The sequence below is a fragment of the Nocardiopsis synnemataformans genome, assembly GCF_965343085.1.
GTDB lineage: Bacteria > Actinomycetota > Actinomycetes > Streptosporangiales > Streptosporangiaceae > Nocardiopsis > Nocardiopsis alborubida.
Genome location: NZ_CBDRFA010000025.1, coordinates 1 through 24,497, shown reverse-complemented (window position 1 = coordinate 24,497; position 24,497 = coordinate 1). Strand labels below are relative to the sequence as shown.

Here is a 24,497-nt window from a genome sequence, read left to right as displayed (position 1 = left end):
CGCTACGCTTGATGTGTCGCCACGGCCCGGCCGTGGGGCGGATGCCATCCCGCGTAGCTCAATCGGCAGAGCAGCCGGCTGTTAACCGGCAGGTTATTGGTTCGAGTCCAATCGCGGGAGCACCATGAGGGCCCGTCGGAAGCATCCGGCGGGCCCTCGGCCTTTCGGGCGGCTGGCCGGGCGAGCGGCTGGTCGGGTGGTCGGAGCCGGTGCGGGAGGCGAAAACCCGTCGCGAGCACCCTCCGGAAGGCGCTAGGCTGAGGGATGTCGCCGAGCCCCCGGGGCTTGGGGACCAGTGCGATCCCGCGTAGCTCAATCGGCAGAGCAGCCGGCTGTTAACCGGCAGGTTATTGGTTCGAGTCCAATCGCGGGAGCAGCAAGGACAGGGTCCTTCCCCCACCAGGGGAGGGGCCCTGTCTCGTCGTGTCCGGTCCGCTTCTCCGCAGAAGAGGTCCCTGACGGCTTCCGAGGGCGGATTCCCCGGCTCTTCCTCGGGTTGGTTGTCTCCGTGCGCTCGCGGCCCTGAATTCCCCAAGGCCCCACCCGTCCCGGCTGCCTCGCACGCTCGCACTTGCGGTCCCCAGGTGTCCGGAGTTCCAGCTGTCCCGGCTGTCTCATGCGTTCGCGCCTGCGTGCCCCACTTCCGAAAGTATTCCGGAAAAGTTCCGTTACTCCACTGGAAAACAGCCGAAAGCTCTTCCTACCATGGAGGCTCGCACTGCTGGTTCCGGCCCGCGACCCCCACTCCCCACCGGCAAGTCCGCATGCTGCTCCCGGCCGCCGCACGCGCGGCGGCGCCCCCGTCGGGCCGGACCGGCACAACCCCCCGTCTGGCGCGCACCGGCGGGTACGCGACCCGACGCCATCCGGCAGGGACCGTTCCGGCCGACCGCGCGCCCTCCCTCCGGAGGTCCTCATGCGCTTCCACCGCCACCGATCCCGGGTGTGGGCGGCCACGGCCCTCGTGGCCGCGGCCAGCCTGGCCACCACCCTCGTCCCGCCGACCGGCGCCGCCGCGCAGGTCCAACCCGCCGCCGAGCACAACGGCGCCGACTGCGCGGTGCCCGAGCCCGGCCCCCCGGCCGCCGATCCCCTGCTTCCCGATCCCTTCACCAGCCTGGACGGCACCCGCGTCTCCACCCGGGAGGAGTGGGAGTGCCGCCGGGCGGAGATCCACGAACTGGCGGAGAGTTCCGTCTACGGGGAGAAACCCGCACCGCCCGACAGCGTCACGGGCACGGTCACCTCGTCCGGCATCACCGTGAACGTGACGGACCAGGGCCGCAGTACCAGCTTCTCGGCGTCGGTGGATCTGCCGAGCGGTCCTGGGCCCTTCCCGGCCGTCATCGTCTACGGCGGGTTCGGGGCGGACACGGCCACCATCAACGCCGCGGGCGCCGCCGTCATCAGTTACGACCCCTTCGCGGTCGGGGCCGAGGGCACCTCGCGAGGAAACAAACAGGGCGCGTTCTACGACGTCTACGGCTCCTCCAGCGGCACGGGACTGCTCATGGCCTGGGCCTGGGGCGCGAGCCGCATCATCGACGTCGTCGAGCAGTCGGGCGGCAGCGTCCTCCAGGCGGACGCGACCGGCGTCACCGGGTGCTCGCGCTACGGCAAGGGCGCCCTCGTGGCGGGCGCGTTCGACCAGCGCATCGATCTGACCATGCCCATCGAGTCGGGCACCGGCGGCGTCCCCGTCTTGCGCGGAGTCGCCCAGGAGAGCGGAGCCCAGCCCCTGAGCAGCGCCTACGGCGAGCAGCCGTGGCTGGGTGACGCCTTCGGTTCCCACACGGGCAACCCGAGCACGCTGCCGGTGGACACGCACCAGATCCTGGGCATGATCGCGCCGCGCGGACTGTTCGTCATGGAGAACCCCCACATCGACTGGCTGGGCGCCCGGTCCGGGAGCGTGGCGGCCCTGGGCGGAGCGCAGGTCTACCAGGCACTCGGCGCCCAGGACAACATCAGCTACTGGTCCGACGTCCAGGACGGCACCCACTGCGCCACCAGGCCCGAGTGGCGTGCCCCGCTGCGGCAGAGCATCGAGACGTTCCTGCACGGGACGGGCGAGGCCCCCGGCGTGTTCCGGGTCGCGCCCGGCAGGTCCGGCGACCTGTCCGAGTGGAGGGACTGGCAGACCCCGATCCTGACCGACGATGGTGGCGGCGATGGCGGTGGCGGTGACGACGGCGGCACGGACGGCGCCTGCACGGCCAGCTACCGGACGGTCAACAGCTGGTCCGGCGGTTTCCAGGGCGAGGTGTCGGTCCGCAACGACGGCGCCAGCGCGCTCGACGGCTGGAGCGTCGGTATGACCCTGGCTCCGGGGCAGTCCGTGGGCAACCTCTGGAACGGGGTGAACACCGGCACCAGTGGAACCGTCACGGTGCGCAACACCCCCTGGAACGGCGCCATCGCGGCCGACGGCACCGTCACCTTCGGCTTCGTCGCCACCGGAGACTCCTCCACGGCACCCAGCGGTATCAGCTGCACCAGCCCCTGAGAGACTCCGCCCCGGCAGGCTTCCGTCCGCCGGGGCGGACCCAGCGGCGGACGAGTGGGGGACGACCCGTGCGCAGGGTCCTGGTCGGTCGGTGTCGACGGGACGCCCGGCGGTCATGGCACGCGTGGGCACTGGTAGGGGGCGCACCCTTCCATCGCAGCGCGTGACACGGTCACGGCGCGTGTGTGGGCGCCGGGCCCGGTCCGACCGGCTTCCTGTTCCGGTGGGACGGCGGCATGGGCTACGGGACGGGACCGCGGTCGAGGGACCACGGTCCGGGGGCGACGTGCGCCCGCTCAACGGCGAGGGGAGCGGCACCGGGTCCGCCCCCGTGCTCTCGGGAGCCATCCTCGGTGACGGGGCGGCCGGGTCTTCCCGGCCGGACATCCACCACCCGCGCCAGCGGTTCGGTGCCGCTGGAGCACTCCGGCGGTCCCCGTGGTCGGGACACGGGACCGCTCGGTGTCGGGGCCCCTGGGCTGAGGGGCCGGGTGTGCGCGGTGGCGGACCTCGCCCGCTGCCGGTCCGGGGCGGCTGCGACGCGGGGAGGAGGAACGCCTCAGATCCCGCCGAGGCCGCCGATGAGCAGTCGGCGGTTGCGCTGGGGCATCTGGTAGCAGCCGGGTACGGGCGGGGCCACGGGTAGCGTGCGCCACCGCTGGACCTCGATCACGCCGGGCTCGGTGACGCGCCAGCCCTCGAAGAAGTCGAGGATGGCCTGCCGGGAGCGCCAGCGGCCGGACCGCAGGCGCTCGGCGAACACCTGGTCCAGCTGCTCGGCCCGCGCCGCGTCCTTGGGGTAGACGGCCGGGTCGGGGCGACAGTAGTGGCTGAGGACCATGTGGCTGCCGGGAGCCAGGGCGTCGCGCAGGGCGGCGATGTGCTCGGCCGGGTGGTCGGCGTCGGAGGTGTGCGTGACGGCGCCGGTGAGCAGCAGGCCGACGGGCTCGTCCAGGTCGAGGAAGCTCCGGGTCTCGGAGCTGTTCAGGAGCTCTTCCGGACGGGTGAGCGAGGCGCGAACCGCGGTGGTGGTGCGCCGGTCGCGGAGCAGGGCGAGGTGGTGGGTCAGGACCACCGGGTCGTCTGTGGCGTAGACGACCCGGGCCCGGGGGTCGCTCTCGTGGGCGATCTCGTGCGGATCGCCCGGTGCGGGAAGGCCCGCGCCGAACTGGATGAACTGCCGGATGCCCAGGTCCGCGCACAGGTGGCGGACGGCGCGCTGGAGGAAGGCCCGCTCGCCCAGCACGAGGTCCTGGAACCCCGGAGCGGCCCGCTCCGCGCGGCTGGCCAGGTCCCGGTCCGCCTCGAAGTGGTCCTTGCCCTTGAGGTGGAAGGAGTGCAGCCGCGCCACGCTGGGCCGGGTCAGGTCGACGGCGGGCGGTGGGTGGGCTCGGAGGTGTTTACCCCCCGCCTGCCTCAGGAAAGCGGGAGAGGTGAATCGAGACATCGCCGTCCTCTTGTCTGAGGTGGGAAGAGTGGTCGACCACTGGATTGTATTCCGCGTGAGCGGTGTTGTTAACCGAGTCACAGACACCGGTCATAAAAACCGGTGTTCGCGGTGCCCGGGAAGTACTGCGGGGTGTGGCGAAGGGCGATCCTGGGCGGGCTAGGTGCTATACCCCTAATGTCCATTATGAGAGGAATCGGGACGGGGTCCCGGAGGCCGTAAGCCCGTGGATACGGGCTTCCCGGGTTCCGCGAGTACGCGCGCGTGACAGGGGAGACGTGTGGGTACGGGCGGTTGTGTCCCGCCCCCGGGGCGGACCCGCGGGCGCGTTCCCCGTGCGGGAACGGTGAAAAGCGTTCCCCGCGCATATCGGAGGGAAATTCCGCGCCCGTAGTCGCCACCTGCGAAAATTCCCCGCCGCGCCCGGGAATGCGGCGCAACCGGTGAAGGGCGGAGTGGCGGTCCGAAAACACCGAAGCACCGTTTGGACGCTGACTCTCCCGGACACCGACCCGCCCGACTCCGCGCTGTGGCTAGCCTGGGACCATGGACCGCCCGTACACCATCCTCAGCTGCGCCATGTCGGTCGACGGACGCATCGACGACACCGGGCCCGAGCGGCTGCGCCTGTCCAACCAGGCCGACTTCGCCGAGATCGACGAACTGCGGGCGGAGTGCGACGCCATCCTCGTCGGCGCGGGCACCCTGCGCGCCGACAACCCGCGGCTGCTGGTGCGCTCCCCGGAGCTGCGCGAACGCCGCCGGGAGCGCGGGCGCACCGAGCACCTGCTCAAGGCCCTGGTCACCCGCGGCGGAGAGGTCGACCCCGCCGCCCGCTTCTTCTCCACCGGGGACGCGGGCGCCGTCGTCTACACCGGCGGGGAGGGCGTGGACACCGCCCGGCGCGCGCTGGCCGACCGGCCCGCCGCCGATCCGCCCGCCGAGGTCGTGGACGCCGGGGACCCCCCCACCGCCCGGGCCGTGCTGGCCGACCTGGCCGACAGGGGCGTCGCCCGCCTGCTGGTCGAGGGCGGCGGGCACATCCACACCCTCTTCCTCACCTCGGGGCTGGTCGACGAGCTCCGGCTGGCGGTGGCCCCCTTCCTGGTGGGGCAGGAGGACGCCCCGCGCTTCGTCGTGCCCGGTGTCTTCCCGCAGACCCCCGACGCGCCGATGCGGCTGGTGGAGGCCAGGGCGCTGGGCGACGTGGCCGTCCTGCGCTACCGGCTGGGCTCGGGAGCGCACGCGTGAGCGCCGGTCCGCCCCCCGCCGAGGGGGAGTCCGACGCCCGGTGGCTGCACCGCACCGTCGAGCTGTCCCGCTCCTGCCCGCCCTCGGACACGGCGTTCTCGGTGGGCTGCGCAGTGGTCGCCGCCGACGGTACCGTCCTGGGCGAGGGCTACTCGCGCCGTGACGACCCGCACGACCACGCCGAGGAGACGGCCCTGCGGGAGGTGGACGCCGACGACCCCCGGCTGGCCGGCGCCACCCTGTACTCGTCCCTGGAACCGTGCAGCTCCCGCTCCTCCCGGCCGTTGCCCTGCTCGGCCCTGATCCTGGCCACGCCCGTCGCGCGCGTGGTGTTCGCCTGGCGCGAGCCCTCCGTGTTCGTGGACTGCGACGGCGCCGAGCGCCTGCGCGCGGCGGGCCGGACGGTCGTGGAGCGGCCCGACCTGGCCGGGGGCGTGCGCGAGGTCAACGCCCACCTGCTGGACTGAGCGGGAGCTCGGCGGACGGCGGCCGCGTCATCTGAGGTTGCCCGCGTAGGAGTACAGGCGGCGCGTCCGGGCCTTGGTCTCCTCGTCCTCGTAGGGGTTGGTGACGCGGGCGTGCACCGCCCCGGAGAAGTCGTCCCACTCCTGGGCGCTCATCCGGGGCGCCCTGGCGTCGAGGTGGCGCATGGCGACGGGCTCCTCCATCTCCAGGAGCCCGTCGAGTTCGTCGCTGGCCGACACCGACCTGCCGAAGGAACCGGCGACCTCGCGGACCCTTCCGGCGAACTCCTCGTCCCTGGACATCCGGCGGGCGACGTAGGCGGCGGCCGCGGCGCCTCCCGCGGCGACGGCCCAGGCGATCAGGGGAAGGGGCATGGTCGAACCTCCTGTGTTTGACTTCCTCCCCTTCCTGAAGGAGGGGGATTCCGACCGTCCCTGACGGGACGGTCCCGCTCACGCGGGCTGTCTCACGACAGCGGTTTCCTGTTTCGTCGCCGACTGCGGAAGGGAGGACCCTTGCCGTCTGACACCAGCTCCACAGGCATCACCCGAGACTGTGTCCCGGGCTGCGGCTCGACCAGCCGCACGGGTGTTCTTGGCCGCGTTGACGTCCCGATCGTGTCGGGTGCGGCAGGCAGGGCACGTCCAGTGCCGGGTGCCCAAAGAGAGTGTGGCCAGCAGGTACCCGCACTTCGAGCAGGTCTTGGAGGAGGGGAACCACCGGTCGATCACCACCAGGGTGCGACCGGCCCGCTCGCACTTGTACTCCAACTGGCGGCGGAACTCACCCCACCCGCAGTCGGAGATGGCGCGTGCGAGACGCCGGTTGGTGACCATGCCCGCGACGTTGAGGTCCTCGATCGCGACCAGGTCCGCTGTACGGACCAGCCGTGTGGTGGTCTTGTGCAGGAAATCGTTCCGGGCGTGGCGGACCTTGCGGTGGGCGGCGGCGACCTTCGCCTTGGCCTTGCGCCGGTTGGCCGACCCGCGCCGCTTGCGGGCCATCCGCCGCTGGTAGCGGGCCAGGCTCCTGGCCCTGCGCTCCAGGTGGCGGGGGTTGGCGATCTTCTCGCCCTCGGAGGTGACCGCGAAGTCCTTCACTCCCAGGTCGAGGCCGATCTCGCGCCCGGTGTGCGGGGCGGGTTCGGGGTCGGTGGTGTCCACGGCGAAGGTGGCGTACCAGCGCCCGTCCGCCTCACGGGAGACGATGACGGTGGTCGGGTTGAGCAAGGCGAGGTCGACGTCGTCGAAGGACCAGGCCAGGCGAAGCGGCGCTTCCTGCTTGGCCAACCACAGTCGTCCGTCGCGGATACGGAACGCGCTGCGGGTGTAGTGCGCCGACTGGCGGGCGTCGCGCGACTTGAACCGGGGGTAGCGGGCGCGTTGGGCGAAGAAATTCGCGAACGCGCTGTGTTGGTGGCGCAGGGTCTGCTGCAAGGGGACCGAGGACACCTCGGACAAGAACGCCAGGTCTTCGGTCTTCTTCCACTGGGTCAGCGCCGCGTCGGTCTGCTGGTACGAGGTCTTTTCACCCCGCTGGTGGTAGGCGGTGTGGCGTTCGGCGAGGGTCTTGTTCCACACCAGGCGCACGCATCCGAACGTGCGACCCAGGTGGGCCGCTTGTTCGGGGTCCGGGTAGGCCCGGCACTTGTACGCCGTCCGCATGCACCCAAAGTTACAGGGGTTGACTGTATGAATAAGCCGTGTTCCGGATTCCTCCCTGGTCTGAAGGCCGGGGCATCCTCCGGGAAGCCAGGTGAAGGTCCGCACGACCGCTGGAGCGGGAGGGGTCGGCGGGCAGGGGAGCGGGTCCGGCGGCGCCGGACCCTGTGTCGTCCTTTCTACCCGCCGGAGGCAGCCCGACCCGGGTTGTCCACAGGCCGGATCCGGCTGTGGCGCGGCCCGGGTCCGGGAGTGTTTGCTTGGTACAGGGGGCCCTCCCCCTGGGGCGGCATGGGCGTGCCCGGAAGCGGCCCTCCCGCGCGGCCAGCGGCGCCTGCGGCCGACCGCGTTCGCCGCGTCAGCCGGTCGCGCCCGTCAACCGGTCACCGGCCGCTGCCGCGGCCGGTACCGCCCGCCCTACAGCCGGTCCACGTCCGCCACGTGCACCACCGCGCGCCCCTCGACGTCGGACGCGGCCAGGTCCACCTCGGCGCTGATGCCCCAGTCGTGGTCGCCCGCCGGGTCGGCGAAGATCTGGCGGACCCGCCACAGCTCCGGCTCCTGCTCGATGAGCAGCATCGCCGGGCCGCGCGCGTCCGGGCCGGTCCCGATCGCGTCGTGCTCCTCGAAGTAGGCGTCCAGGGCCTCCTCCCAGGCCTCGGCGTCCCACTCCCCGTCCTCGTCCATCCGTCCGAGTTCGCCGTGGCGGCGCAGGGCGGCCAGCTCCACGCGGCGGAACATCTCGTTGCGCACCAGCACCCGGAACGCCCGCTCGTTGGTGGTGACGGGCCGCACCTTCTCCTCGGCGGCGGCAGCGTCCTGCGGCACCTCCGCCTCGGGGTTGGTCAGCTGCTCCCACTCGTCCAGCAGACTGGAGTCCACCTGGCGGACCAGCTCGCCCAGCCACTCGATGAGGTCGCGCAGCTCCTCGGTCTTGGCGTCGTCGGGCACCGTCTGGTTGAGCGCCTTGTACGCGCTGGCCAGGTAGCGCAGCACGAGTCCCTCCGAGCGAGCCAGCTCGTAGTAGCCCACGTACTCGGTGAAGGTCATCGCCCGCTCGTACATGTCCCGGGCCACCGTCTTGGGCCGGAGCGGATGGTCGCCCACCCACGGGTGGCCGCGCCGGTACACCTCGTAGGCGTGGCCGAGCAGTTCCTCCAGCGGCTTGGGGTAGTCGACCTCCTCCAGCCGCTCCATGCGCTCGTCGTACTCGATGCCGTCCATCTTCATCTGCTGGACGGCCTCGCCGCGGGCCTTGTTGAGTTGGGCGCCCAGGATCTGCCTCGGGTCGTCCAGGGTGGACTCCACGACGCTGAGCACGTCCAGCGGGTACGTGGGCGACTCCCTGTCCAGCAGCTCCAGCGCGGCCAGCGCGAACGTGGACAGCGGCTGGTTGAGCGCGAAGTCGGCCTGAAGGTCCACGGTCAGCCGCGCGGTGCGCCCCTGCGCGTCGGGCTCGGGGAGCACCTCCACGATCCCGCCGTCCAGCAGCGACCGGTAGATGGCGATGGCCTCGCTGATGTGGCGGCGCTGCCTCGGGCGGTCGTCGTGGTTCTCGGTGAGCAGGTGCTTCATCGCCGGGAAGCAGTCGCCCGGGCGGGCGATCACGCTCAGCAGCATGGCGTTGCTGACCCTGAACCGCGAGGTCAGGGGCTCGGGGTCGGCCTCGATGAGCTTGGTGAAGGTGGCCTCGTCCCAGGAGACGAAGCCCTCCGGGGCCTTCTTGCGCACCACCTTGCGCCGCTTCTTGGCGTCGTCGCCGACCTTGGCCAGCGCCTTCTCGTTCTCGACGACGTGCTCGGGCGCCTGGGCCACCACGTTGCCGACGGTGTCGAACCCGGGCCGTCCCGCGCGCCCGGCGATCTGGTGGAACTCGCGGGCGCGCAGGCGGCGCACGCGCACCCCGTCGTACTTGCTCAGCGCGGTGAACAGCACCGTGCGGATGGGCACGTTCACGCCCACGCCGAGGGTGTCGGTGCCGCAGATGACCTTGAGTAGCCCCGACTGCGCCAGGCGCTCGACCAGGCGCCGGTACTTGGGCAGCATGCCCGCGTGGTGCACGCCGATGCCGTGCCGCACGTACCGGGACAGGTTGCGGCCGAACTTGGTGGTGAAGCGGAAGTTGCCGATCTCCGCGGCGATCGCCGCCTTCTCCTCCTTGGTGCACATGTTGATGCTGGTCAGCGACTGCGCGCGCTCGACCGCCTGCGCCTGGGTGAAGTGCACGATGTACACGGGGGCGTTGCCGCTGCCGAGCAGCTCCTCCAGCGTCTCGTGCAGCGGGGTGACCCGGTAGTCGTAGTAGAGGGGGACGGGGCGCTCGGCCGAGGCGACTACGGCGGTGGAGCGCCCGGTGCGCTTCTCCAGGTCCTCCTCGAAGCGGCTGACGTCGCCCAGGGTGGCCGACATCAGCAGGAACTGCGCCTGCGGCATCTCCAGCAGCGGCACCTGCCACGCCCACCCGCGGTCGGGCTCGGCGTAGAAGTGGAACTCGTCCATGACGACGGTGTTGATGTCGGCGTCCGCGCCCTCGGCCAGGGCGATCTGGGCCAGGACCTCCGCCGTGCAGCACACGATGGGCGCGTCGGCGTTGACGCTGGCGTCGCCGGTCATCATGCCCACGTTGTCGGTGCCGAAGATCTTGCACAGGTCGAAGAACTTCTCCGACACCAGCGCCTTGATGGGCGCGGTGTAGAACGCGCACTCGTTCCGGGCCAGCGCGGCGAAGAGCGCGCCCGTGGCCACCATGCTCTTGCCCGAACCGGTGGGGGTGTTGAGGATGACGTTGGACCCGGAGACGACCTCGATGAGGGCCTCCTCCTGGTGCGGGTAGAGGGTGAGGCCCCGCTCCTCGGCCCACAAAGCGAACGCCTCGAAGAGGGAGTCGGGTTCTGGTTCGGCCGGAAGCACATCGATGAGACTCACGGTCTCTATACTGCCTGCTTCCCGCCCCCCTTCGGGACGGTTGCCGCCGCGCGGAACGCCCCGGACCGTGGAACGGCGACGGGCGCACCCCGTGCGGGGGTGCGCCCGTCGCGTCACCGGCGTCGCGGCGGTCAGATCAGGCCGAGCTGCCTGACGGTGTCGCGCTCCTCGACGAGCTCCTTGACGGAGGCGTCGATGCGGGCGCGGGAGAAGTCGTCGATCTCCAGACCCTGCACGATCTCCCACCTGCCGTCGCGCGAGACGACGGGGAAGGAGGAGATGATGCCCTCGGGCACGCCGTAGGAGCCGTCGGACGGGATGGCCGCGGAGGTCCAGTCGCCCTCGGGGGTGCCGTTGACCCAGTCGTGGACGTGGTCGATGGCGGCGTTGGCGGCGGAGGCGGCCGAGGAGGCACCCCGGGCCTCGATGATCGCGGCGCCGCGCTTGGCGACGGTCGGGATGAAGTCGTTCTCCAGCCAGGCCTGGTCGCCGACGGCCTTGGCCGCGTTGGCGCCGTTGACCTCGGCGTGGAACACGTCCGGGTACTGCGTGGCGGAGTGGTTGCCCCAGATCGTGAGCTTCCTGATGTCGTTGATCGACACGTCGAGCTTCTTGGCGAGCTGGGTGAGCGCGCGGTTGTGGTCCAGGCGGGTCATCGCGGTGAAGCGCTCGGCCGGGACGTCGGGGGCGTGGCTCTGGGCGATGAGGGCGTTGGTGTTGGCGGGGTTGCCCACCACCAGCACGCGGATGTCGTCGGCCGCACCGGCGTTGATCGCCTCGCCCTGGGGCTTGAAGATGCCGCCGTTGGCCTCCAGCAGGTCGCCGCGCTCCATTCCCTTGCCGCGCGGGCGGGCGCCGACCAGCAGGGCGACGTTGGCGCCCTGGAAGGCCTGGGTGGCGTCGTCGAAGATGTCGATGCCCTGGAGCAGCGGGAAGGCGCAGTCGTCCAGCTCCATCGCCGTGCCCTCGGCGGCCTTGACGGCCTGCGGAATCTCCAGCAGGCGCAGCTTCACCGGGGTGTCGGCGCCGAGCAGCTGGCCGGAGGCGATCCGGAACAGCAGCGCGTAGCCGATCTGGCCGGCGGCGCCGGTGACGGTGACGTTGATGGGTGCTTTGGACATGACGTGAACTCTCCCTGACGACGTTTCGCGACCCGCGATGCTCACAACGGGTTCGACGCGGCTTCGGTGCCGGGCGCTGGGGGCCGTCCAGGCGCGCGCCGCACCTCACCACCCTAGACCGCGTGCTCCCGCGTGCTGTGACCCAGGTGCGCGGTACATCTTCTCGGGCCGCTCTGGGCGGGCGGCCGGGAGGCCCTGTCCGGTAACGGATTTAGGGCGGGGAAACGTCGGACCCACCCTGTTAGGATGGCGTTTGCCGATCACGGCGGGCCGGTAGCTCAGTTGGTTAGAGCAGGGGACTCATAATCCCTGGGTCGCGGGTTCGAGTCCTGCCCGGCCTACCCTCCCCGAACACGAAAAAAGCGCCGCTGACCTGTAGATACAGGGCAGCGGTGCTTTCTTTGCCGCGAGCTGTGCCCGGGAACCGCCACCGCGGTCCGGAGGCCGTGCAATAGGCGCCGGAGTTTGGTCGGTGCGCGGTCGGCGGCGCCGTTCCGCGGTGCGGCGGTCGTCCGTTCCCGGAAAGGGAGCCCAACACGCGCGCCACGTGCGGTGCCGGCTCCACCGCGCCCCCGTGCCCCGGTGCCCTTCGGGTGCGGGTGGGAGTGGTGGCGCCACGGGGCGGGGAGGCTGCGGCGCCCGTTTCCTCGCTTGTATTTTGTCTACTTATAGGGCCTTTGGTATGTTCCTTCCTTCCGGGGAAGTCCTCGCTGTGGTATCCGAATAAAGGACGTCCGATTTTCCGGTCCGACATCGGACGAATATGGCGGCACTCCTGCCCGAATCCGACGCTCCTTCGCGTTTTCCCGTTCCGTGCAGGTCGCAGGCCATACGACCCGCCGTCCAGTACATCCCGGAACCTCCGCGCCCGGCGGTGGCGGCTCGTTTACACTGGCGGCCGTTCCGAGGGACGCGGTGGTCCACGTCTCAACAACCACCGCGCGCCCGGCGGCGTCCGACAGTCGGTGGACAGATGCATGCGGGGGGAGAGGCGAGCGTTGGGAGCGGACGGCAGACGGCGGCGCGGAACCCACCGGCAACGGGTGAACCCCCACCCCCGCCTGCTGCGCGGCCTGGCCGCGGCGGCCGTGGCGGTGCTCCTCGTGGTCGTGGTCAACACCGCCGTCTCCCGGGACGACGGCGCCGGGCCCTCCGAGCCCAGGGAGCAGACGGTCCCCGCGGTGAACGCCATCCCCTTCAGCGGCCTCGTCGACCGGATCGGCGTCTCCCGGGACACCTCCGTCGCCACCGTCGACCTCGACGGCGCCGGGAACAGCCTGTCCTCCCAGGCGCTGGCCGCCGCCGGCTGGACGCCCGGCCGCGAGGTGGTCCTGCTCGGCACGCCCATGGAACTGCCCGACTACGCCCCCGGCCGCCCCGACCACCTGGTCTCGGACGGCCAGTTCCTCCGGCTCGCGGACGAGCGCTACCGGTCGCTCACCTTCCTGGCCACCGCGACCCGCACCGACGGCATCGAGGCCGAGGCCACCGGAACCGGCCGTGTGGTCTACGCCGACGGACGGGAGCAGGAGTTCACCCTGTCCGTCCCGCACTGGACCGCCGGACCCGCGAGCGAGGCCGCGCTCACCCTGCCCTACGCCAACTCCGCGCGGCACGCCGGTCCCAGCCCCACCCTCGGCGCGGCGCGCCTGTACGCGCGCGGGGTCACCGTGGACCCCGCCCGCGAGATCTCCCACGTGGTGCTGCCCGAGACCGCCGACGACGCGGGCCGCATCCACGTGTTCTCCGTGGGCGGGCGCGCCGCGGACACGGAGTGGACGGGTACCTGGGCGCGCGCCACCTCCGGCTACATGGAGGTCGGCCCCTGGCGGGACCAGACCCTGCGGCTGTCGGTGCGCACCACCACCGGCGGCCACACGGTCCGGATCCGCCTGGACAACACCTTCGCCGCCGCCCCCGTCACCGTGGGCGCGGCCTCCGTGGCACTGCGCGGGACCGGCGCCGCCACCCGCGGCGCCGCGGTCCCGCTCACCTTCGAGGGACGTTCCGACACCGTCATCCCGGCCGGGGGACAGGTGTTCAGCGACCCCGTCGAGATGCTCCTGCCGCCGCAGACCGACGTGCTGGTCAGCATCCACGTGCCCGAGCAGGTGACCACCGCGCCGGTGCACTACGCCTCGGTGGACACCAACTACACCAGCGCGTCCGGCAGCGGCGACCTGACCCTGGACACCACGGGGCAGCCGTTCACCGGCAGGGTCGCGCAGTGGCCCTTCCTCGCCGCGGTGGAGATCTCCGGGGGCCCGGGCGCGATCGCGGCCTTCGGCGACTCCATCACCGACGGGATCCGCTCCACCCCCGACGCCCACGCCCGCTGGCCCGACGTGCTCAGCGCCCGTCTGTCCGAGCAGCCGGGGCTGCCCAACCCGGGCGTGCTCAACCTCGGCGTGGCCGGGAACCACGTGATCAGGGACGGCTACCCGGGAGAGGGCGTCTCCACCAACCCCACCGGAGTGGCGCTGACCCACCGGGTGCACCGGGACGTGCTGGCCCAGAGCGGGGTGGACACCCTGGTCATCTTCGCCGGGATCAACGACCTGCGCTGGAGCACCCCGCCCGAGTCGGTGACCAACGGAATCGAGGAGATCGCGGGGCTGGCCCGCGAGCACGGCATGCGGGTGTTCGTGGCCACGCTCGGCCCCTGCGGGGGCGAGCTGCGCTGCACCGAGGAGGTCGACCGGGCCCGCCAGCAGGTCAACACCCGCCTGCGGGCGCAGGCGAACGACACCCTCTCGCCCTTCGACGGCGTGTGGGACTTCGACGCGGTCCTGCGCGACCCGCAGGACCCCAGCCGCATGCTGCCGGCCTACGACTCGGGCGACCACCTCCACCCGGGGGATGCCGGACTGCGCGCGCTGGCTGAGTCCGTGGACCTCTACCAGCTTGTCGGCGGCTAGCACCGGCCGGAAGTGTCGCCGCTGTGATGCGTGGGCCTCTGACCTGCGATGATCTTGCGCTTACAGCCGCTTGACATCAAGCCGTCGAATCTCGCTACGGGTACGAGATCACGGCGTATGGAGCGGGTCGGTGGGCGCCCCCGGGACCCGCCCCGGTAGCCCGGTCAGCGCGGACACCCCAGGTGGTGGTGGATGACCAGGTCCACGTAGACGGCGCCGAGGTCGTCCAGGCTCAGCCCGGCCCCGGGGTCGTACCAGTGCAGCAGGGAGTCGAAGGTCTCCAGAACGTCGTCGGCGACCCGCCCGGGCTCGCGCACCCCGAAGGCCCCGCGGGTCACGCCGTCCAGGATGATGCCGCGGACGTGCTCGCGGTACGTCCGCGTCAGGGAGCTGACCTCGCGGTGGCGGGCCGGATGGATGGCGCGCAGCACCGGCAGCAGCTCGTGCCCCAGCGCGGTTGCCGCGCGGTGCTGCCAACCGGTCTCCACGTGCCGCCTGACCAGCGTCGACATGCGTTCGATCGCGGGCCGGTCCGGCCGGTCCGCGGCCAGCTGCCCGTGCACACGCTCCCGGGTGGAGCGCAGCACGACGGCGTAGGCCAGGTCGAACCGGGTGGGGAAGGCGCGTCTGAGCGCGGCGGGGTCGGCCCCGGTCTCGGCCGAGATCCGGGAGGTCAGCTCGGACATCGCCAGACCTTGTGAGCCGTGCTGAGCGAACAGGCGCGCCGCGCAGTCCAGGACGGGGGCCGTGGTGCGGAGCGCGTGAGGGGATGCGTCGGCCGTCATGTGGTGTCTCATCGCTTCGAGTACGCCCCCGGAGAGAGGGAGGGCGTGCGGTCTTCATCGGATCGGTTCCCTGGCCTCCGCCCTCAGGCCGGACCGGCGGCCGGTGCCCGCCGCTCCCGGCCGCTGGTCAGCGAAACGAGGTCCTCGATCCGCTCGGTGGCGAGCGCGTCCACGCCCATGCCCACCACGCGTGCCATCTCGGGGAAGTCGTTCACCGTCCACGCCGTGACGAGGTAGCCGCGGCGGTGCATCTCCGAGACCAGGTCTCGGGTCAGCAGCGTGTAGTGCGTGCCGAGGAAGGCGGGCCGCAGGGTCCGCACCACGTCCTCGGGTGGCGGGCCCGGCTTGTCCCAGGCCAGCATCAGCCGGGCATCGGGGCTGCGGCCCCGCAGGGCGTCGAGGGTCTCGGTGGAACCGGTGAAGAGCACCTGGTCGCCGAACCCGCGCGCCCGCAGGAGCCCGTCCGCCGCCAGCGCCGCCTCGGGCGCGCAGGCGTCCACGAGCAGGGGAGGGGGAGCGTCGCCGGTGTACTCGGCGAGCACCTCCATCAGCGTGGGCACGCGCCGTTCCACGTCGTCGCGGGCGGAGGCCAGTTCGGCCAGGGTCAGTTCCCCCACGGGGCGGGGTGGGGAACCGGGAAGGGCCACGAGCCGTTCGTCAACCAGGACGGGATAGCCGTCGGAGGTGAGGTGGACGTCGATCTTGACCAGGTCCGCCCCGGCAAGCGAGGCTGAACGCAGGGCCGGGAGCGTGTTTCCCGGGAAGCGTGCGGTGTCTCCGCGCAGTGCGATGGACAACGTCATGCCGTCAAGGGTGGCAAAGACTTCCGCCTTACGTGGTGCAAACAGGAAAAACGCCCACCGGAGGCGGGCGCGGCCGCGCGGGCGGCCCCGGCGCGGACCGGTGCTCCCGTTACCGATTCCGTTACGTGGTGCCACGATTGCGAGCGGACTCACGTCGTGAGGACGCCGACGGAGTGCGGCGAGCTGGGAAACTTTGTTACACGGCGTCGTGACCGCACGGTGCCCCATGACCGTCCCTGGAGTGTGAGGCGAACGATGATTCCGGACCAGAGACGAGAGCACATCCTCAAGCTCCTTCAGGAGCGCCACGTGCTGAGCATCAACGAGCTCACGTCGATGCTGTCCGTGTCCCACATGACGGTCCGGCGTGACATCCAGGCGCTGGAGAACGACGGCAAGGTGCTGTCGGTCACCGGGGGGGTGCGGCTCGCTGCGCGGCTCAAGAGTGAGCCCTCCTACCTGGCCAAGGCGCAGCTGGAGGTACCCGCCAAACGGGCCATAGCGCGCGCGGCGGCCGATCTGGTCCGGGAGAACTTCACCATCTACCTGGACGCGGGCACGACCACGCTACAGATGGTCCCCCTGCTCACCGACAAGGTCGGCCTGACCGTCATCACCAGCGACTTCAACGTCGTGGGCCACCTGATGGAGTACCCGGGGATCGAGCTGATCCACACCGGCGGGGTGGTCTCGCACTCCGACCACTCCTCGGTCGGGCGCTTCACCGCCGACTTCCTGCGCCAGGTGAACGTCGACCTGGCCTTCATCGCCAGCAGCTCCTGGGACGTCGAGCGCGGGTCGACCACGCCCTCCGAGGCCAAGGTGGTCGCCAAGCAGGCGCTGCTGCGGATCGCCTCCAAGAGCGTGCTCACGGTCGACAGCACCAAGTACGGCAAGTTCGGCACCTTCAGGGTGGCGAGCCTGGAGGAGTTCGACCTGATCATCACCGACGACCGGCTCCCGCGCTCGGCCGTGGACGACCTCGCCGAGCGCGACGTGCGCCTGAAGCTGGTCGAGGTGGAGTAGGGCCGCGTGCCCGTCGGAGGCCTCCGACGGCGCCGGTCCGCCGGAGCCCGCTTCCGCGCCCGGTCGGCGGCGCGGAACGCGGAGGTCCCGGTCACGGCCTGACGCGGCTCAGTCCTCGTCGGCGTCGAGCTCCGCGTGGGCGTACAGGGCCAGTTCGGTGCCGTCCGGGTCGTAGAAGAGCAGGGTGGAGCCCTCCTCGCCGTGCATCACCGGGGAGTGCTCCACGTCCATCTCCGCGAAGCGCTCCTCCCAGGCCTCCAGCTCACCCAGGTTCTCGACGCCCAGGGTGAGGCGGTCCAGGCCGCAGTGCCTACGGTCGAACCTGCCCTTGAAGTTGTCGCGGTGCTGGATGAGCGCCAGCAGCAGCCCGGAGGCCGGGTGCTGGCACTCGGTGCGCCGTGTGCCCTCGTGGTCGCGCTTGCCGAGGACACGGAAACCCAGGACCGTGCGGTAGAAGCGCACACTCTCGTCGCGGTCGCGGACCGACAGGGTGACGCGGGCGAGCCCGTTGAGCTGGGGCACGGGCACCTCTCTGCGGCGGGGGCCGATGGTGGCCAGTAGATCGAGCACGATCATCGAGCCTAGGTCGGAGTCAGAATGATGGGTCCCTCTTTAACGCGGGTTTAACGCCTGATGTTCCCCGAATCACCCGAATACGCTCCCTGACCTCCCCGGTTGCGCCTCTCAGCGGCCCGGAGTGGAACGCGTCACCACCGCCGGAGAGGACGGTTCGTCGCGGACGTACCAGCGGGTGCGCATCACCAGGACGGTCACCGCGAAGGAGACCAGGCCGCCCAGTGTGGCCAGCACGAACGCCCCCTGGTGGCCGTGGGCGTCGGCGAGGACGCCCGCGACCGTCGATCCCAGCGCCTGTCCCAGGATCAGGCAGCTCAGGATGACGGCCATCGACTGCGACAGGCGGCTCGCCGGGGCGGCCCTCTCGATCAGCCCGAACAGGCTCACGATGTGCGGGCCGATCGCGGCGCCCAGGACGAAGATGGCCACCGCCAGAGCGGTCGCGCCGTGGGCCGCGTACAGCGGCAGGGTGAGCAGGAACAGAGCGCCCGCCGCGATCCGGGTCCGCGCCGTGAGCGGGAAGCCCATGGGGACGGAGGCCATCAGCAGGCCCGCGACGGCGCTGCTGGTGCCCATCACCGCGTACATCAGCCCGGACAGGTCCCCGTGCCCGGAGGCGGCCGAGAAGGCGGTCACACCGGTGGACATGCCGCCGAAGAACAGACCCTGGCAGAACATGGGGACGGCCAGCACCAGCAGCGCGGGCGTGGCGATGCGGCCCCCGGCGCCGCGCACCGGAGGGGTCCCGGGCGGAGCGGTGGGGTGCAGGGCGAACACGGCCCCGAACACGCCGATGAGCACGGCCGCGCCCAGCACGCTCGCGGCCGGTGAGAGCGTCACGGTGAGCAGGCCCACCAGGGCGGGGCCCAGGACGAACGCGGCCTCGTCCAACACGCCCTCGACCGACATCGCCGCCGACACCGAGCGCTCGCGCTCCTCGCCCCGGTGCGGTCCCCGCCGGATGAGCACCACCCAGCGCGTGCGCGCCATGGGGCCGATCTGGGGCATGCACAGACCCGCCACGGCGGCCAGCACGGCCAGGACCGGGGCGGAGGCCCCCGCTAGGACGGCGGACACGAGCACGGTGACGAGCACGGCGTCCACGAGGGAGGTGACCAGCACCGGCACCCGCTGCCCGCGCCGGTCGGCGAACCGGGCGATGACGGGGCCGCCCACGGTCTCCCCGAGCGCGAAGGCCCCGGTCACCGCACCGGCGGCGGCCACGCTCCCGGTCGTGGTGGTGACCAGGGTGAGCAGGCCGATCAGGGACATGGAGATGGGCAGGCGGGCGAGGAAGGTGCTCAGGAGCAGCGGCCACCCGGCGATGTGGTGCATGCGTCGCAGCGTGTCCAAAGGTGACATCCGGCCCCTGTCCGCGGTCGTGGTTCCCGACCCCCGGACCCCGGCACGGCCGTGTGGCTCGGGTCATCGCGGAAGGGCCAAAATTCATCCCATGATATGGCCGACGTCCGCGGGCGGAAGCCCTTCCGGTATCCGTGTGGGGACTTCCGGGGTCCCAGTGGGCCTTCCGGTGTCCGTGTGGTGGCTTCCGGACCCCCGACGGGCCTCCCGCCGCGTGCGCCGGATGTGCCGCGTGGGGAAGGCGGGTGCCCGTCGCCGGTGATGGCGCCGTCGGGGCCGTGGGGTGCGCCGCGCGGGGAAGGGCGGGTGGGCGCACCGTACCGCTCCCCGGAGGGGGAGGTTCCACCCTGACTTTCGACGGTGCCGCCGACCCGCTCCCGGTGTGTAGGTTCACCGGCATGGACCTCTCCGTACCGCGCGCGGGCCTTCGGCGTGCGCTGTCCCCGCTCGGGGGCTGGCCCACCCGGGGCGCAGTCTGGCGCGACGTGCTGTTCGGTGCCGCGATCGCCGTCCTGTGCCTGGGGGAGATGCTCGTCCGCTGGCTCTCCGGGGGGATGCCCGCCGCCGAGGCGCTCGCCACCGCGGGCGCCGCCGTGGCGCTGACCGCGCTGACCGTGGTGCTCGGCCGCCTCTACCCGCTGCTCGCCCTGGTCGTGGCCCTGCTCGGCTCGTTCTGGGTGTACGGGTTCAGCGTCCTGTTGCTGTGCGTCGCCTACCTGGCGGGCCGCCGCGTCCCCACGGTGTGGTCGGCGCTGGTGCTCTTCACGTCCGCGACCGTCCTGTGGATGGTGGTCGCGGCGCTGCTGTGGCCCGACGACCCGGCGGGGTGGACCGCCACGGTGAGCACCATGGTGTTCAGCGTGGTGTTCCCCTGGCTGGTGGGCGTCTACCGGCGCCAGCACGTGGCCCTGGCCGAGGCCGGATGGGAGCACGCCCGCCAGCTCCAGCGCGAGCACCGTCTCACCGTCGACGAGGCCAGGCTCCGCGAGCGCTCCCGCATCGCCCAGGACATGCACGACTCCCTCGGCCACGAGCTCAGCCTCATCGCCCTGCGCGCCGGGGCCCTGGAGGTCAGCCCCGACCTCGACGGGGAGCACCGCCGCTCGGCGGCCGAGCTGCGGGTCACCGCCGTCAACGCCACCCACCGCCTGCGGGAGATCATCGGCGTGCTGCGCGCCGACACCGAACCCGCGCCCATGTCCCCCGCGGGCGAGGGCGTCCCCACCCTGGTCGAGCGCGTCCGCGACTCCGGCATGCGGGTCGTGTTGGTGCGCGACGGGGAGACCGGCGGCCTGCCGCCGATGGTCGACCGGGCGGTCCACCGGGTCGTCCAGGAGTCGCTCACCAACGCCGCCAAGTACGCCCCCGGCGCCGACGTGACGGTGTGGCTGACCACGAGCGGGGAGCGGGTGGAGGCGAGGGTCACCAACTCCGCGCCCTCGGGGCCGTGCCCCGACACCGGTCCGGGCGGCAGGCGCGGGCTTATCGGCCTGCGCGAGCGCGTCCGCCTGACCGGGGGCTCCTTCGCCGCCGGACCGGACGGCGACGGCGGCTGGGAGGTCTGCGCGACCATGCCGCTGGACGGCACCGCAGGGGCGGGGCTCGACGAGGTCGGGGAGACGGCCCAGATCGACCAGCTCCAGCTCGCCGCCCGCCGCCGGGTGCGCGGTTGGACGCTGGCCCTGGCGCTGGTCCCCGTCGTCGCGGCCGTGGTGGTGGTGTTCACGCTGGGCTGGATCAGCGTCACGAACATGGAGCGGGCCACCCTGCCCCCCGAGGATTTCGCCGCCCTGACCGTCGGCGACCCCCAGGCCGAGGTCGAGGCGGTGCTGCCCGAGGACTCGGTGTACATGGACGTGGGCATGCTGGAGGAGGACGCCGTTCCCCCGGGCGCCGCGTGCAGCTACTACCGCGGCAACAGCGTGTTCTTCGGCGGAGAGATGACGTTCTACCAGCTGTGCTTCGCCGAGGGGCGCCTGCTGACCAAGGGTGAGGCGCCGCTACGGTGACCACGCGGTTCCGGAACGGACACGGGGAAGAGGGACAGACGTGATCAGGGTGCTGCTCGCCGACGACGAGGCGATGATCCGCGCCGGGGTGCGGGCGATCCTGCGCAGCGACCCGGAGATCGAGGTGGTGGCCGAGGCCGCCGACGGCCGCGAGGCCGTGGACCTGGCGCTCTCCCACCGCCCCGACGTGGCGCTGCTGGACATCCGGATGCCCCGGATGGACGGCCTCGCGGCCACGGTGGAGATCCGCAGGGTCGCGCCCGAGACCGCCGTGGTCATCCTCACCACCTTCGGGGAGGACAGCTACATCTCCCAGGCGCTCGGCGGCGGTGCCAGCGGTTTCCTGCTCAAGGCGGGCGATCCGCGCGAGCTGATCGCCGGGGTGCACGCGGTCGCCGACGGCGGCGCCTACCTGTCCCCCCAGGTGGCACGCCAGGTCATCGCCCGGTTCGGCGGGCCCCGGGCCGCCCGGGAGGCGGCGGCCGTCGCCCGGGTCCAGGAGCTCACCCAGCGCGAGCGTGAGGTGCTGTCCCTGGTCGGGGCGGGCCTGTCCAACGCCGACATCGCCGAGCGGCTGTTCCTCGTGGAGGGCACCGTCAAGAGCTACGTCAGCGCCATTCTCAACCGGCTGGAGATGCGCAACAGGGTGCAGGCGGCCATCCTCGCCCACGAGGCCGGACTCGTGGACACCTCCGCCACCTGACCCGGTGCCGGGCGGACCGGCGGCCCCGGTGGGGAAGACTGGGGGTTATGAACGACGCGTGGCTGGACGCCGCCTGGCGCGGACTCGCCGGGGACGGCCCCGAGGCGGTGGCGGTCGGCGCCGAACTCCTGGGCCGCTGGAACGAGCCGCACCGCCGCTACCACACGCTCGCCCACCTGGAGGCCGTGCTGCGCGCGGTCGACCTGCTGCTCCGCGAGGAGAGGGTGCGCGACGCCGACCTCGTGCGCTACGCGGTCTGGTTCCACGACGCCGTCTACGAGGGGGTCCCGGGACGGGACGAGCGCGAGAGCGCGCGGCTCGCCGAGCGGCTGCTGTCCCTGACGGGGATGGGGACCACGCGGGTCCGCGAGGTCGTGCGCCTGGTCGGGGTGACCGCGACGCACCGGCCGGGGAGGTGGGACGCCGACGGCGCGGTGCTCTGCGACGCCGACCTGTCGGTGCTGGCCGCCCCGGCAGACGAGTACCTGGCCTACACCACGGCGGTGCGCGCCGAGTACCGGCACGTTCCCGACGAGGACTTCCGCGCGGGCCGGACCGCGGTGCTGCGGTCGCTGCTGGAGGCGCCGCACCTGTTCCACACCCCGTCCGGGCGGGCGCGCTGGGAGGCGCGTGCCCGGGTGAACGTGCTCGCCGAACTCGACCGGCTGAACGCCCCGCCCCCGGTGGAGCCGCCCCCGCCCTGAACCGGCCGCCGTCCGGCGGGTGAAGCGACGCGGCGGCGTGCGCGTGCGGGGAGGGCGGACCGCCGTGTCAGGCTGTGCCGGTCAGCCGGTCAGCCGGTCAGCCGGGCGGCCTTGGGCCGCCGCAGCTCGGACGCGCGCAGGCGCGTGACCAGCTCGCGGCCGCTGACGTGCTCGGCGCCCAGCTCCAGGGCCCGGACGTGCAGGTGCTCGGGGATGTCGTAGTGGTCGCGCTCGAACGCGCGCGGGTCCGCCCCGAGCGCGCGGGCGAAGGCGTGCAGCTCGTCGTAGGAGCTGTCGCTGACCAGGTGCGCGAACAGCCAGCCGCGCGGCCCCGGCCAGACCGGGGTGTCGATGAGAACGCTCATTCCAGAAGCCTAGAGCCCCTGTCGTCCTGGTTCTCGGTCGTGTGGGGGAGCGGCGCGTGAGGGGCGGCCTGCCGCGGTCCGCACGGGGAAGCGGCCCTCGCCACCGCACCAGGCGAGGACCGCTTCGTGCCGCGTCACCGCGTCGGCTCAGTCTCAGGCGCCGGCGCCGCCGTCCACCGGCACGATCGCGCCCGTCACCATCGCGGCCCGGTCGCTGATGAGCCACGCGGCCACCTCGGCCACCTCACGGGGCTCGGCCATGCGGCCGAGCGGGGTCGCCGCGTTGTTGCGCTCGACGATGCCCGGGGACACCGCTTCCCACGCCTCCATCATCTCCGTCGCGGTACCGCCGGGGGTGATGCCGTTCACGCGGATGCCCTGGCTCCCCCAGGTCACGGCAGCGGACTCGGTGATGCTGTTGAGCGCGCGCTTCATCGCGCCGTACGCGGGGAGCGCGGGATTCGCGCGGCGGCTGCCGATGCTCGAGGTGTTGACGATCGCCCCGCCACCGGCCCGGCGCATGATTTCGGCCTCGACCGCCATCGCGGTCCAGTGCGCCCGGAAGTTCACCGTGAACTGCGTCTCGACGTCCTCGTCGCTCGTCGTGTCCAGCGGACCGGGCCGCTGGACCGCGGCACCGTTGTTGAACGCGCCGTCGAGTCGGCCGTGCAGTTCCTCCGCGCGCTCGACCGCCGCGCGGATGCTCGCCCGGTCGGTGAGGTCCATGGTCACCGCCTCCGCGTCGCCGCCGTCGGCGCGGATCTCGGTGACGATCCGCTGGAGGGCGTCCGTGCCGCGGGCGGCGAGCACGACGGCCGCGCCCTCCCGTGCGAAGAGCCGGGCCGCCGCCGCCCCGATCCCCCGGCTGGCACCGGTGATGAACACGACCTTGCCGGTGAGCAGGCCGATGGGTGAGATGTCGATGTCGTTCGTCATGTTGACAATGTCAGCTCAACCTCTGGGGCGGATACAGGCACAGGCGGTACCAGGATCCGCCGCCGCACTGCGTGCAGAATCGGAGTATGGACAAACAGGAACTCGGGGCGTTCCTCCGCAGCCGCCGCGAACGACTCCGACCGCTGGACGTCGGCCTCCCCTCGGGCCCGCGTCGCCGGACACCGGGTCTTCGCCGCGAGGAGGTGGCGGTCCTCGCGCACATCTCCACGGAGTACTACGTCCGGCTCGAACAGGCCAGGGCGCCACGACCCTCGGGCGAGGTCCTCGCCGGGATCGCGGGCGCACTGAGGCTCACGGACGCCGAGTCCGACCACCTCCACGTCCTCGCGGGCACCGCGCCGAGCCGTACCCGGCTGCACCGGCGCGACGTCCGCCCCAGCATCCTCGCGCTCCTCGAACGACTGCCGTCGACAGCCGGTTTCGTGATGTCCGCCGTGTTCGAGGTGCTCGCGTGGAACGACCTCGCGGCCGCGCTCATGGAGGACTTCTCCGAACTCGCCCCGAAGGACCGCAACCTCGCGCGCCGGGCCTTCCTCGGGCCGACGCGGCCGGACACGGCGCCGTACGGGGTCTCCGACGCCGCCGACTTCCGGCACCAGGTGGTCATGGAGCTCCGCGCCACTCTCGCCCGCTACCCGAGGGACCCCGCGGTGACCGGCCTCGTCGACGAGCTTCGCGACGCCAGCCCCGACTTCGTCCGACTCTGGGATCGGCACGACGTGCAGGCCGCGCTGACGCTCACGAAGACCTTCCGGCACCCGGTCGTCGGGGAGGTCACCGTCGACTGCGACGCGCTCGCGCTCACGGACCGCGACCAGCACCTCGTGCTCTACAGCGCGCCGCCGGGGTCCCCCGGCGCCGAGGCCCTGGCTCTTCTGGGCGTCCTCGGAGCCGGGGCCAGCGTGTATCCGGG

General features: G+C 72.2%; 20 protein-coding genes and 3 tRNA genes. 12 read left to right on the top strand and 11 right to left on the bottom strand.

The features are described 5' to 3' along the window. Positions 1-47: 47 nt before the first annotated feature. The 3 genes from ACSIH6_RS16240 (at position 48) to ACSIH6_RS16230 (ending at position 2,506) form a co-directional block, all read left to right on the top strand. Positions 48-120, top strand: a tRNA-Asn gene (locus ACSIH6_RS16240). Positions 121-301: 181 nt separating this feature from the next. Next, positions 302-374: transfer RNA gene (locus tag ACSIH6_RS16235), tRNA-Asn, on the top strand. 542 nt (positions 375-916) lie between these two features. After that, entirely contained in the window at positions 917-2,506 is a 1,590-nt protein-coding gene (locus ACSIH6_RS16230) for a glucuronyl esterase domain-containing protein (protein ID WP_435109134.1), read from the top strand. A 559-nt stretch (positions 2,507-3,065) separates the two neighbouring features. Here ACSIH6_RS16230 and ACSIH6_RS16225 read toward each other — a convergent pair. Then, positions 3,066-3,953 carry an SAM-dependent methyltransferase gene (locus ACSIH6_RS16225; protein ID WP_435109133.1) on the bottom strand — a complete coding sequence of 296 codons (888 nt, stop codon included), beginning with the start codon at positions 3,951-3,953 and terminating at the stop codon, positions 3,066-3,068. A gap of 546 nt (positions 3,954-4,499) precedes the next feature. On the opposite strand from ACSIH6_RS16225, the gene ACSIH6_RS16220 reads away from it, so the two are divergent. Further along, complete coding sequence (locus ACSIH6_RS16220) at positions 4,500-5,204, top strand: RibD family protein (RefSeq protein WP_435109132.1); 705 nt, start codon at positions 4,500-4,502, stop codon at positions 5,202-5,204. Then, a complete protein-coding gene (locus ACSIH6_RS16215; protein WP_435109131.1) occupies positions 5,201-5,671 on the top strand; it encodes a cytidine/deoxycytidylate deaminase family protein in 471 nt (156 codons plus the stop codon). Before ACSIH6_RS16220 ends, ACSIH6_RS16215 begins: the two co-directional genes overlap by 4 nt. 27 nt (positions 5,672-5,698) lie before the next feature. Here ACSIH6_RS16215 and ACSIH6_RS16210 read toward each other — a convergent pair whose 3' ends face one another. From ACSIH6_RS16210 to ACSIH6_RS16195, 4 genes are all read right to left on the bottom strand, one after another. Beyond that, on the bottom strand, positions 5,699-6,043 hold the full coding sequence (locus ACSIH6_RS16210) for a hypothetical protein (RefSeq protein WP_150249968.1): 345 nt from the start codon (positions 6,041-6,043) through the stop codon (positions 5,699-5,701). Between the two features lie 78 nt (positions 6,044-6,121). Continuing rightward, complete coding sequence (locus ACSIH6_RS16205) at positions 6,122-7,333, bottom strand: RNA-guided endonuclease InsQ/TnpB family protein (RefSeq protein ID WP_435109130.1); 1,212 nt, start codon at positions 7,331-7,333, stop codon at positions 6,122-6,124. Between the two features lie 414 nt (positions 7,334-7,747). Continuing rightward, a complete protein-coding gene (locus ACSIH6_RS16200; RefSeq protein ID WP_435109183.1) occupies positions 7,748-10,240 on the bottom strand; it encodes a DEAD/DEAH box helicase in 2,493 nt (830 codons plus the stop codon). Positions 10,241-10,386: 146 nt separating this feature from the next. Further along, entirely contained in the window at positions 10,387-11,376 is a 990-nt protein-coding gene (locus ACSIH6_RS16195; RefSeq protein ID WP_435109129.1) for a malate dehydrogenase, read from the bottom strand. Between the two features lie 267 nt (positions 11,377-11,643). Between ACSIH6_RS16195 and ACSIH6_RS16190 the strand changes: the two genes are divergently transcribed. Both ACSIH6_RS16190 and ACSIH6_RS16185 read left to right on the top strand, forming a co-directional pair. Further along, positions 11,644-11,717, top strand: a tRNA-Ile gene (locus tag ACSIH6_RS16190). Between the two features lie 636 nt (positions 11,718-12,353). Next, on the top strand, positions 12,354-14,294 hold the full coding sequence (locus tag ACSIH6_RS16185; RefSeq protein ID WP_435109128.1) for a GDSL-type esterase/lipase family protein: 1,941 nt from the start codon (positions 12,354-12,356) through the stop codon (positions 14,292-14,294). A gap of 164 nt (positions 14,295-14,458) precedes the next feature. Here the strand turns inward: ACSIH6_RS16185 and ACSIH6_RS16180 are convergent, their stop codons facing one another. Next, positions 14,459-15,079, bottom strand: coding sequence for a TetR/AcrR family transcriptional regulator (locus ACSIH6_RS16180; protein ID WP_435109127.1), 621 nt, complete (start codon positions 15,077-15,079; stop codon positions 14,459-14,461). Between the two features lie 83 nt (positions 15,080-15,162). After that, a complete protein-coding gene (locus ACSIH6_RS16175; protein ID WP_435109126.1) occupies positions 15,163-15,882 on the bottom strand; it encodes a glycerophosphodiester phosphodiesterase in 720 nt (239 codons plus the stop codon). Between the two features lie 255 nt (positions 15,883-16,137). Between ACSIH6_RS16175 and ACSIH6_RS16170 the strand changes: the two genes are divergently transcribed. Further along, entirely contained in the window at positions 16,138-16,908 is a 771-nt protein-coding gene (locus tag ACSIH6_RS16170) for a DeoR/GlpR family DNA-binding transcription regulator (RefSeq protein WP_435109125.1), read from the top strand. Positions 16,909-17,016: 108 nt separating this feature from the next. On the opposite strand, the gene ACSIH6_RS16165 is transcribed toward ACSIH6_RS16170, so the two are convergent. Together ACSIH6_RS16165 and ACSIH6_RS16160 are read right to left on the bottom strand one after the other, a co-directional pair. Further along, positions 17,017-17,484, bottom strand: a complete 468-nt coding sequence (locus tag ACSIH6_RS16165; RefSeq protein ID WP_435109124.1) for a VOC family protein — start codon at positions 17,482-17,484, stop codon at positions 17,017-17,019. A 108-nt stretch (positions 17,485-17,592) separates the two neighbouring features. Further along, on the bottom strand, positions 17,593-18,846 hold the full coding sequence (locus ACSIH6_RS16160; RefSeq protein WP_435109123.1) for an MFS transporter: 1,254 nt from the start codon (positions 18,844-18,846) through the stop codon (positions 17,593-17,595). A gap of 398 nt (positions 18,847-19,244) precedes the next feature. Here ACSIH6_RS16160 and ACSIH6_RS16155 point away from each other — a divergent pair, with 398 nt between their 5' ends. The 3 genes from ACSIH6_RS16155 to ACSIH6_RS16145 are packed head-to-tail and all read left to right on the top strand — an operon-like array spanning position 19,245 to position 22,262. Continuing rightward, complete coding sequence (locus ACSIH6_RS16155) at positions 19,245-20,855, top strand: sensor histidine kinase (protein WP_435109122.1); 1,611 nt, start codon at positions 19,245-19,247, stop codon at positions 20,853-20,855. A gap of 40 nt (positions 20,856-20,895) precedes the next feature. Beyond that, a complete protein-coding gene (locus ACSIH6_RS16150; protein WP_435109121.1) occupies positions 20,896-21,558 on the top strand; it encodes a response regulator in 663 nt (220 codons plus the stop codon). Between the two features lie 47 nt (positions 21,559-21,605). After that, a complete protein-coding gene (locus ACSIH6_RS16145; protein ID WP_435109120.1) occupies positions 21,606-22,262 on the top strand; it encodes an HD domain-containing protein in 657 nt (218 codons plus the stop codon). 89 nt (positions 22,263-22,351) lie between these two features. Here the strand turns inward: ACSIH6_RS16145 and ACSIH6_RS16140 are convergent, their stop codons facing one another. Further along, a complete protein-coding gene (locus ACSIH6_RS16140; protein WP_435109119.1) occupies positions 22,352-22,627 on the bottom strand; it encodes a DUF4031 domain-containing protein in 276 nt (91 codons plus the stop codon). 153 nt (positions 22,628-22,780) lie between these two features. Further along, positions 22,781-23,563, bottom strand: a complete 783-nt coding sequence (locus ACSIH6_RS16135) for an SDR family NAD(P)-dependent oxidoreductase (protein WP_435109118.1) — start codon at positions 23,561-23,563, stop codon at positions 22,781-22,783. An 86-nt stretch (positions 23,564-23,649) separates the two neighbouring features. Between ACSIH6_RS16135 and ACSIH6_RS16130 the strand changes: the two genes are divergently transcribed. After that, a partial coding sequence (locus tag ACSIH6_RS16130; RefSeq protein WP_435109117.1) for a helix-turn-helix transcriptional regulator occupies positions 23,650-24,497 on the top strand: 848 nt, incomplete at its 3' end.

What these genes read in the sequence shown, in the direction of transcription:
- ACSIH6_RS16165 (WP_435109124.1), bottom strand. Translation starts at nt 17,484, where the DNA reads ATGATCGTGCTCGATCTACTGGCCACCATCGGCCCCCGCCGCAGAGAG.
- ACSIH6_RS16225 (WP_435109133.1), bottom strand. Translation starts at nt 3,953, where the DNA reads ATGTCTCGATTCACCTCTCCCGCTTTCCTGAGGCAGGCGGGGGGTAAA.
- ACSIH6_RS16230 (WP_435109134.1), top strand. Translation starts at nt 917, where the DNA reads ATGCGCTTCCACCGCCACCGATCCCGGGTGTGGGCGGCCACGGCCCTC.
- ACSIH6_RS16175 (WP_435109126.1), bottom strand. Translation starts at nt 15,882, where the DNA reads ATGACGTTGTCCATCGCACTGCGCGGAGACACCGCACGCTTCCCGGGA.
- ACSIH6_RS16160 (WP_435109123.1), bottom strand. Translation starts at nt 18,846, where the DNA reads ATGTCACCTTTGGACACGCTGCGACGCATGCACCACATCGCCGGGTGG.
- ACSIH6_RS16140 (WP_435109119.1), bottom strand. Translation starts at nt 22,627, where the DNA reads ATGAGCGTTCTCATCGACACCCCGGTCTGGCCGGGGCCGCGCGGCTGG.
- ACSIH6_RS16210 (WP_150249968.1), bottom strand. Translation starts at nt 6,043, where the DNA reads ATGCCCCTTCCCCTGATCGCCTGGGCCGTCGCCGCGGGAGGCGCCGCG.
- ACSIH6_RS16195 (WP_435109129.1), bottom strand. Translation starts at nt 11,376, where the DNA reads ATGTCCAAAGCACCCATCAACGTCACCGTCACCGGCGCCGCCGGCCAG.
- ACSIH6_RS16205 (WP_435109130.1), bottom strand. Translation starts at nt 7,333, where the DNA reads ATGCGGACGGCGTACAAGTGCCGGGCCTACCCGGACCCCGAACAAGCG.
- ACSIH6_RS16155 (WP_435109122.1), top strand. Translation starts at nt 19,245, where the DNA reads ATGGACCTCTCCGTACCGCGCGCGGGCCTTCGGCGTGCGCTGTCCCCG.
- ACSIH6_RS16180 (WP_435109127.1), bottom strand. Translation starts at nt 15,079, where the DNA reads ATGACGGCCGACGCATCCCCTCACGCGCTCCGCACCACGGCCCCCGTC.
- ACSIH6_RS16185 (WP_435109128.1), top strand. Translation starts at nt 12,354, where the DNA reads ATGCGGGGGGAGAGGCGAGCGTTGGGAGCGGACGGCAGACGGCGGCGC.
- ACSIH6_RS16220 (WP_435109132.1), top strand. Translation starts at nt 4,500, where the DNA reads ATGGACCGCCCGTACACCATCCTCAGCTGCGCCATGTCGGTCGACGGA.
- ACSIH6_RS16145 (WP_435109120.1), top strand. Translation starts at nt 21,606, where the DNA reads ATGAACGACGCGTGGCTGGACGCCGCCTGGCGCGGACTCGCCGGGGAC.
- ACSIH6_RS16135 (WP_435109118.1), bottom strand. Translation starts at nt 23,563, where the DNA reads ATGACGAACGACATCGACATCTCACCCATCGGCCTGCTCACCGGCAAG.
- ACSIH6_RS16170 (WP_435109125.1), top strand. Translation starts at nt 16,138, where the DNA reads ATGATTCCGGACCAGAGACGAGAGCACATCCTCAAGCTCCTTCAGGAG.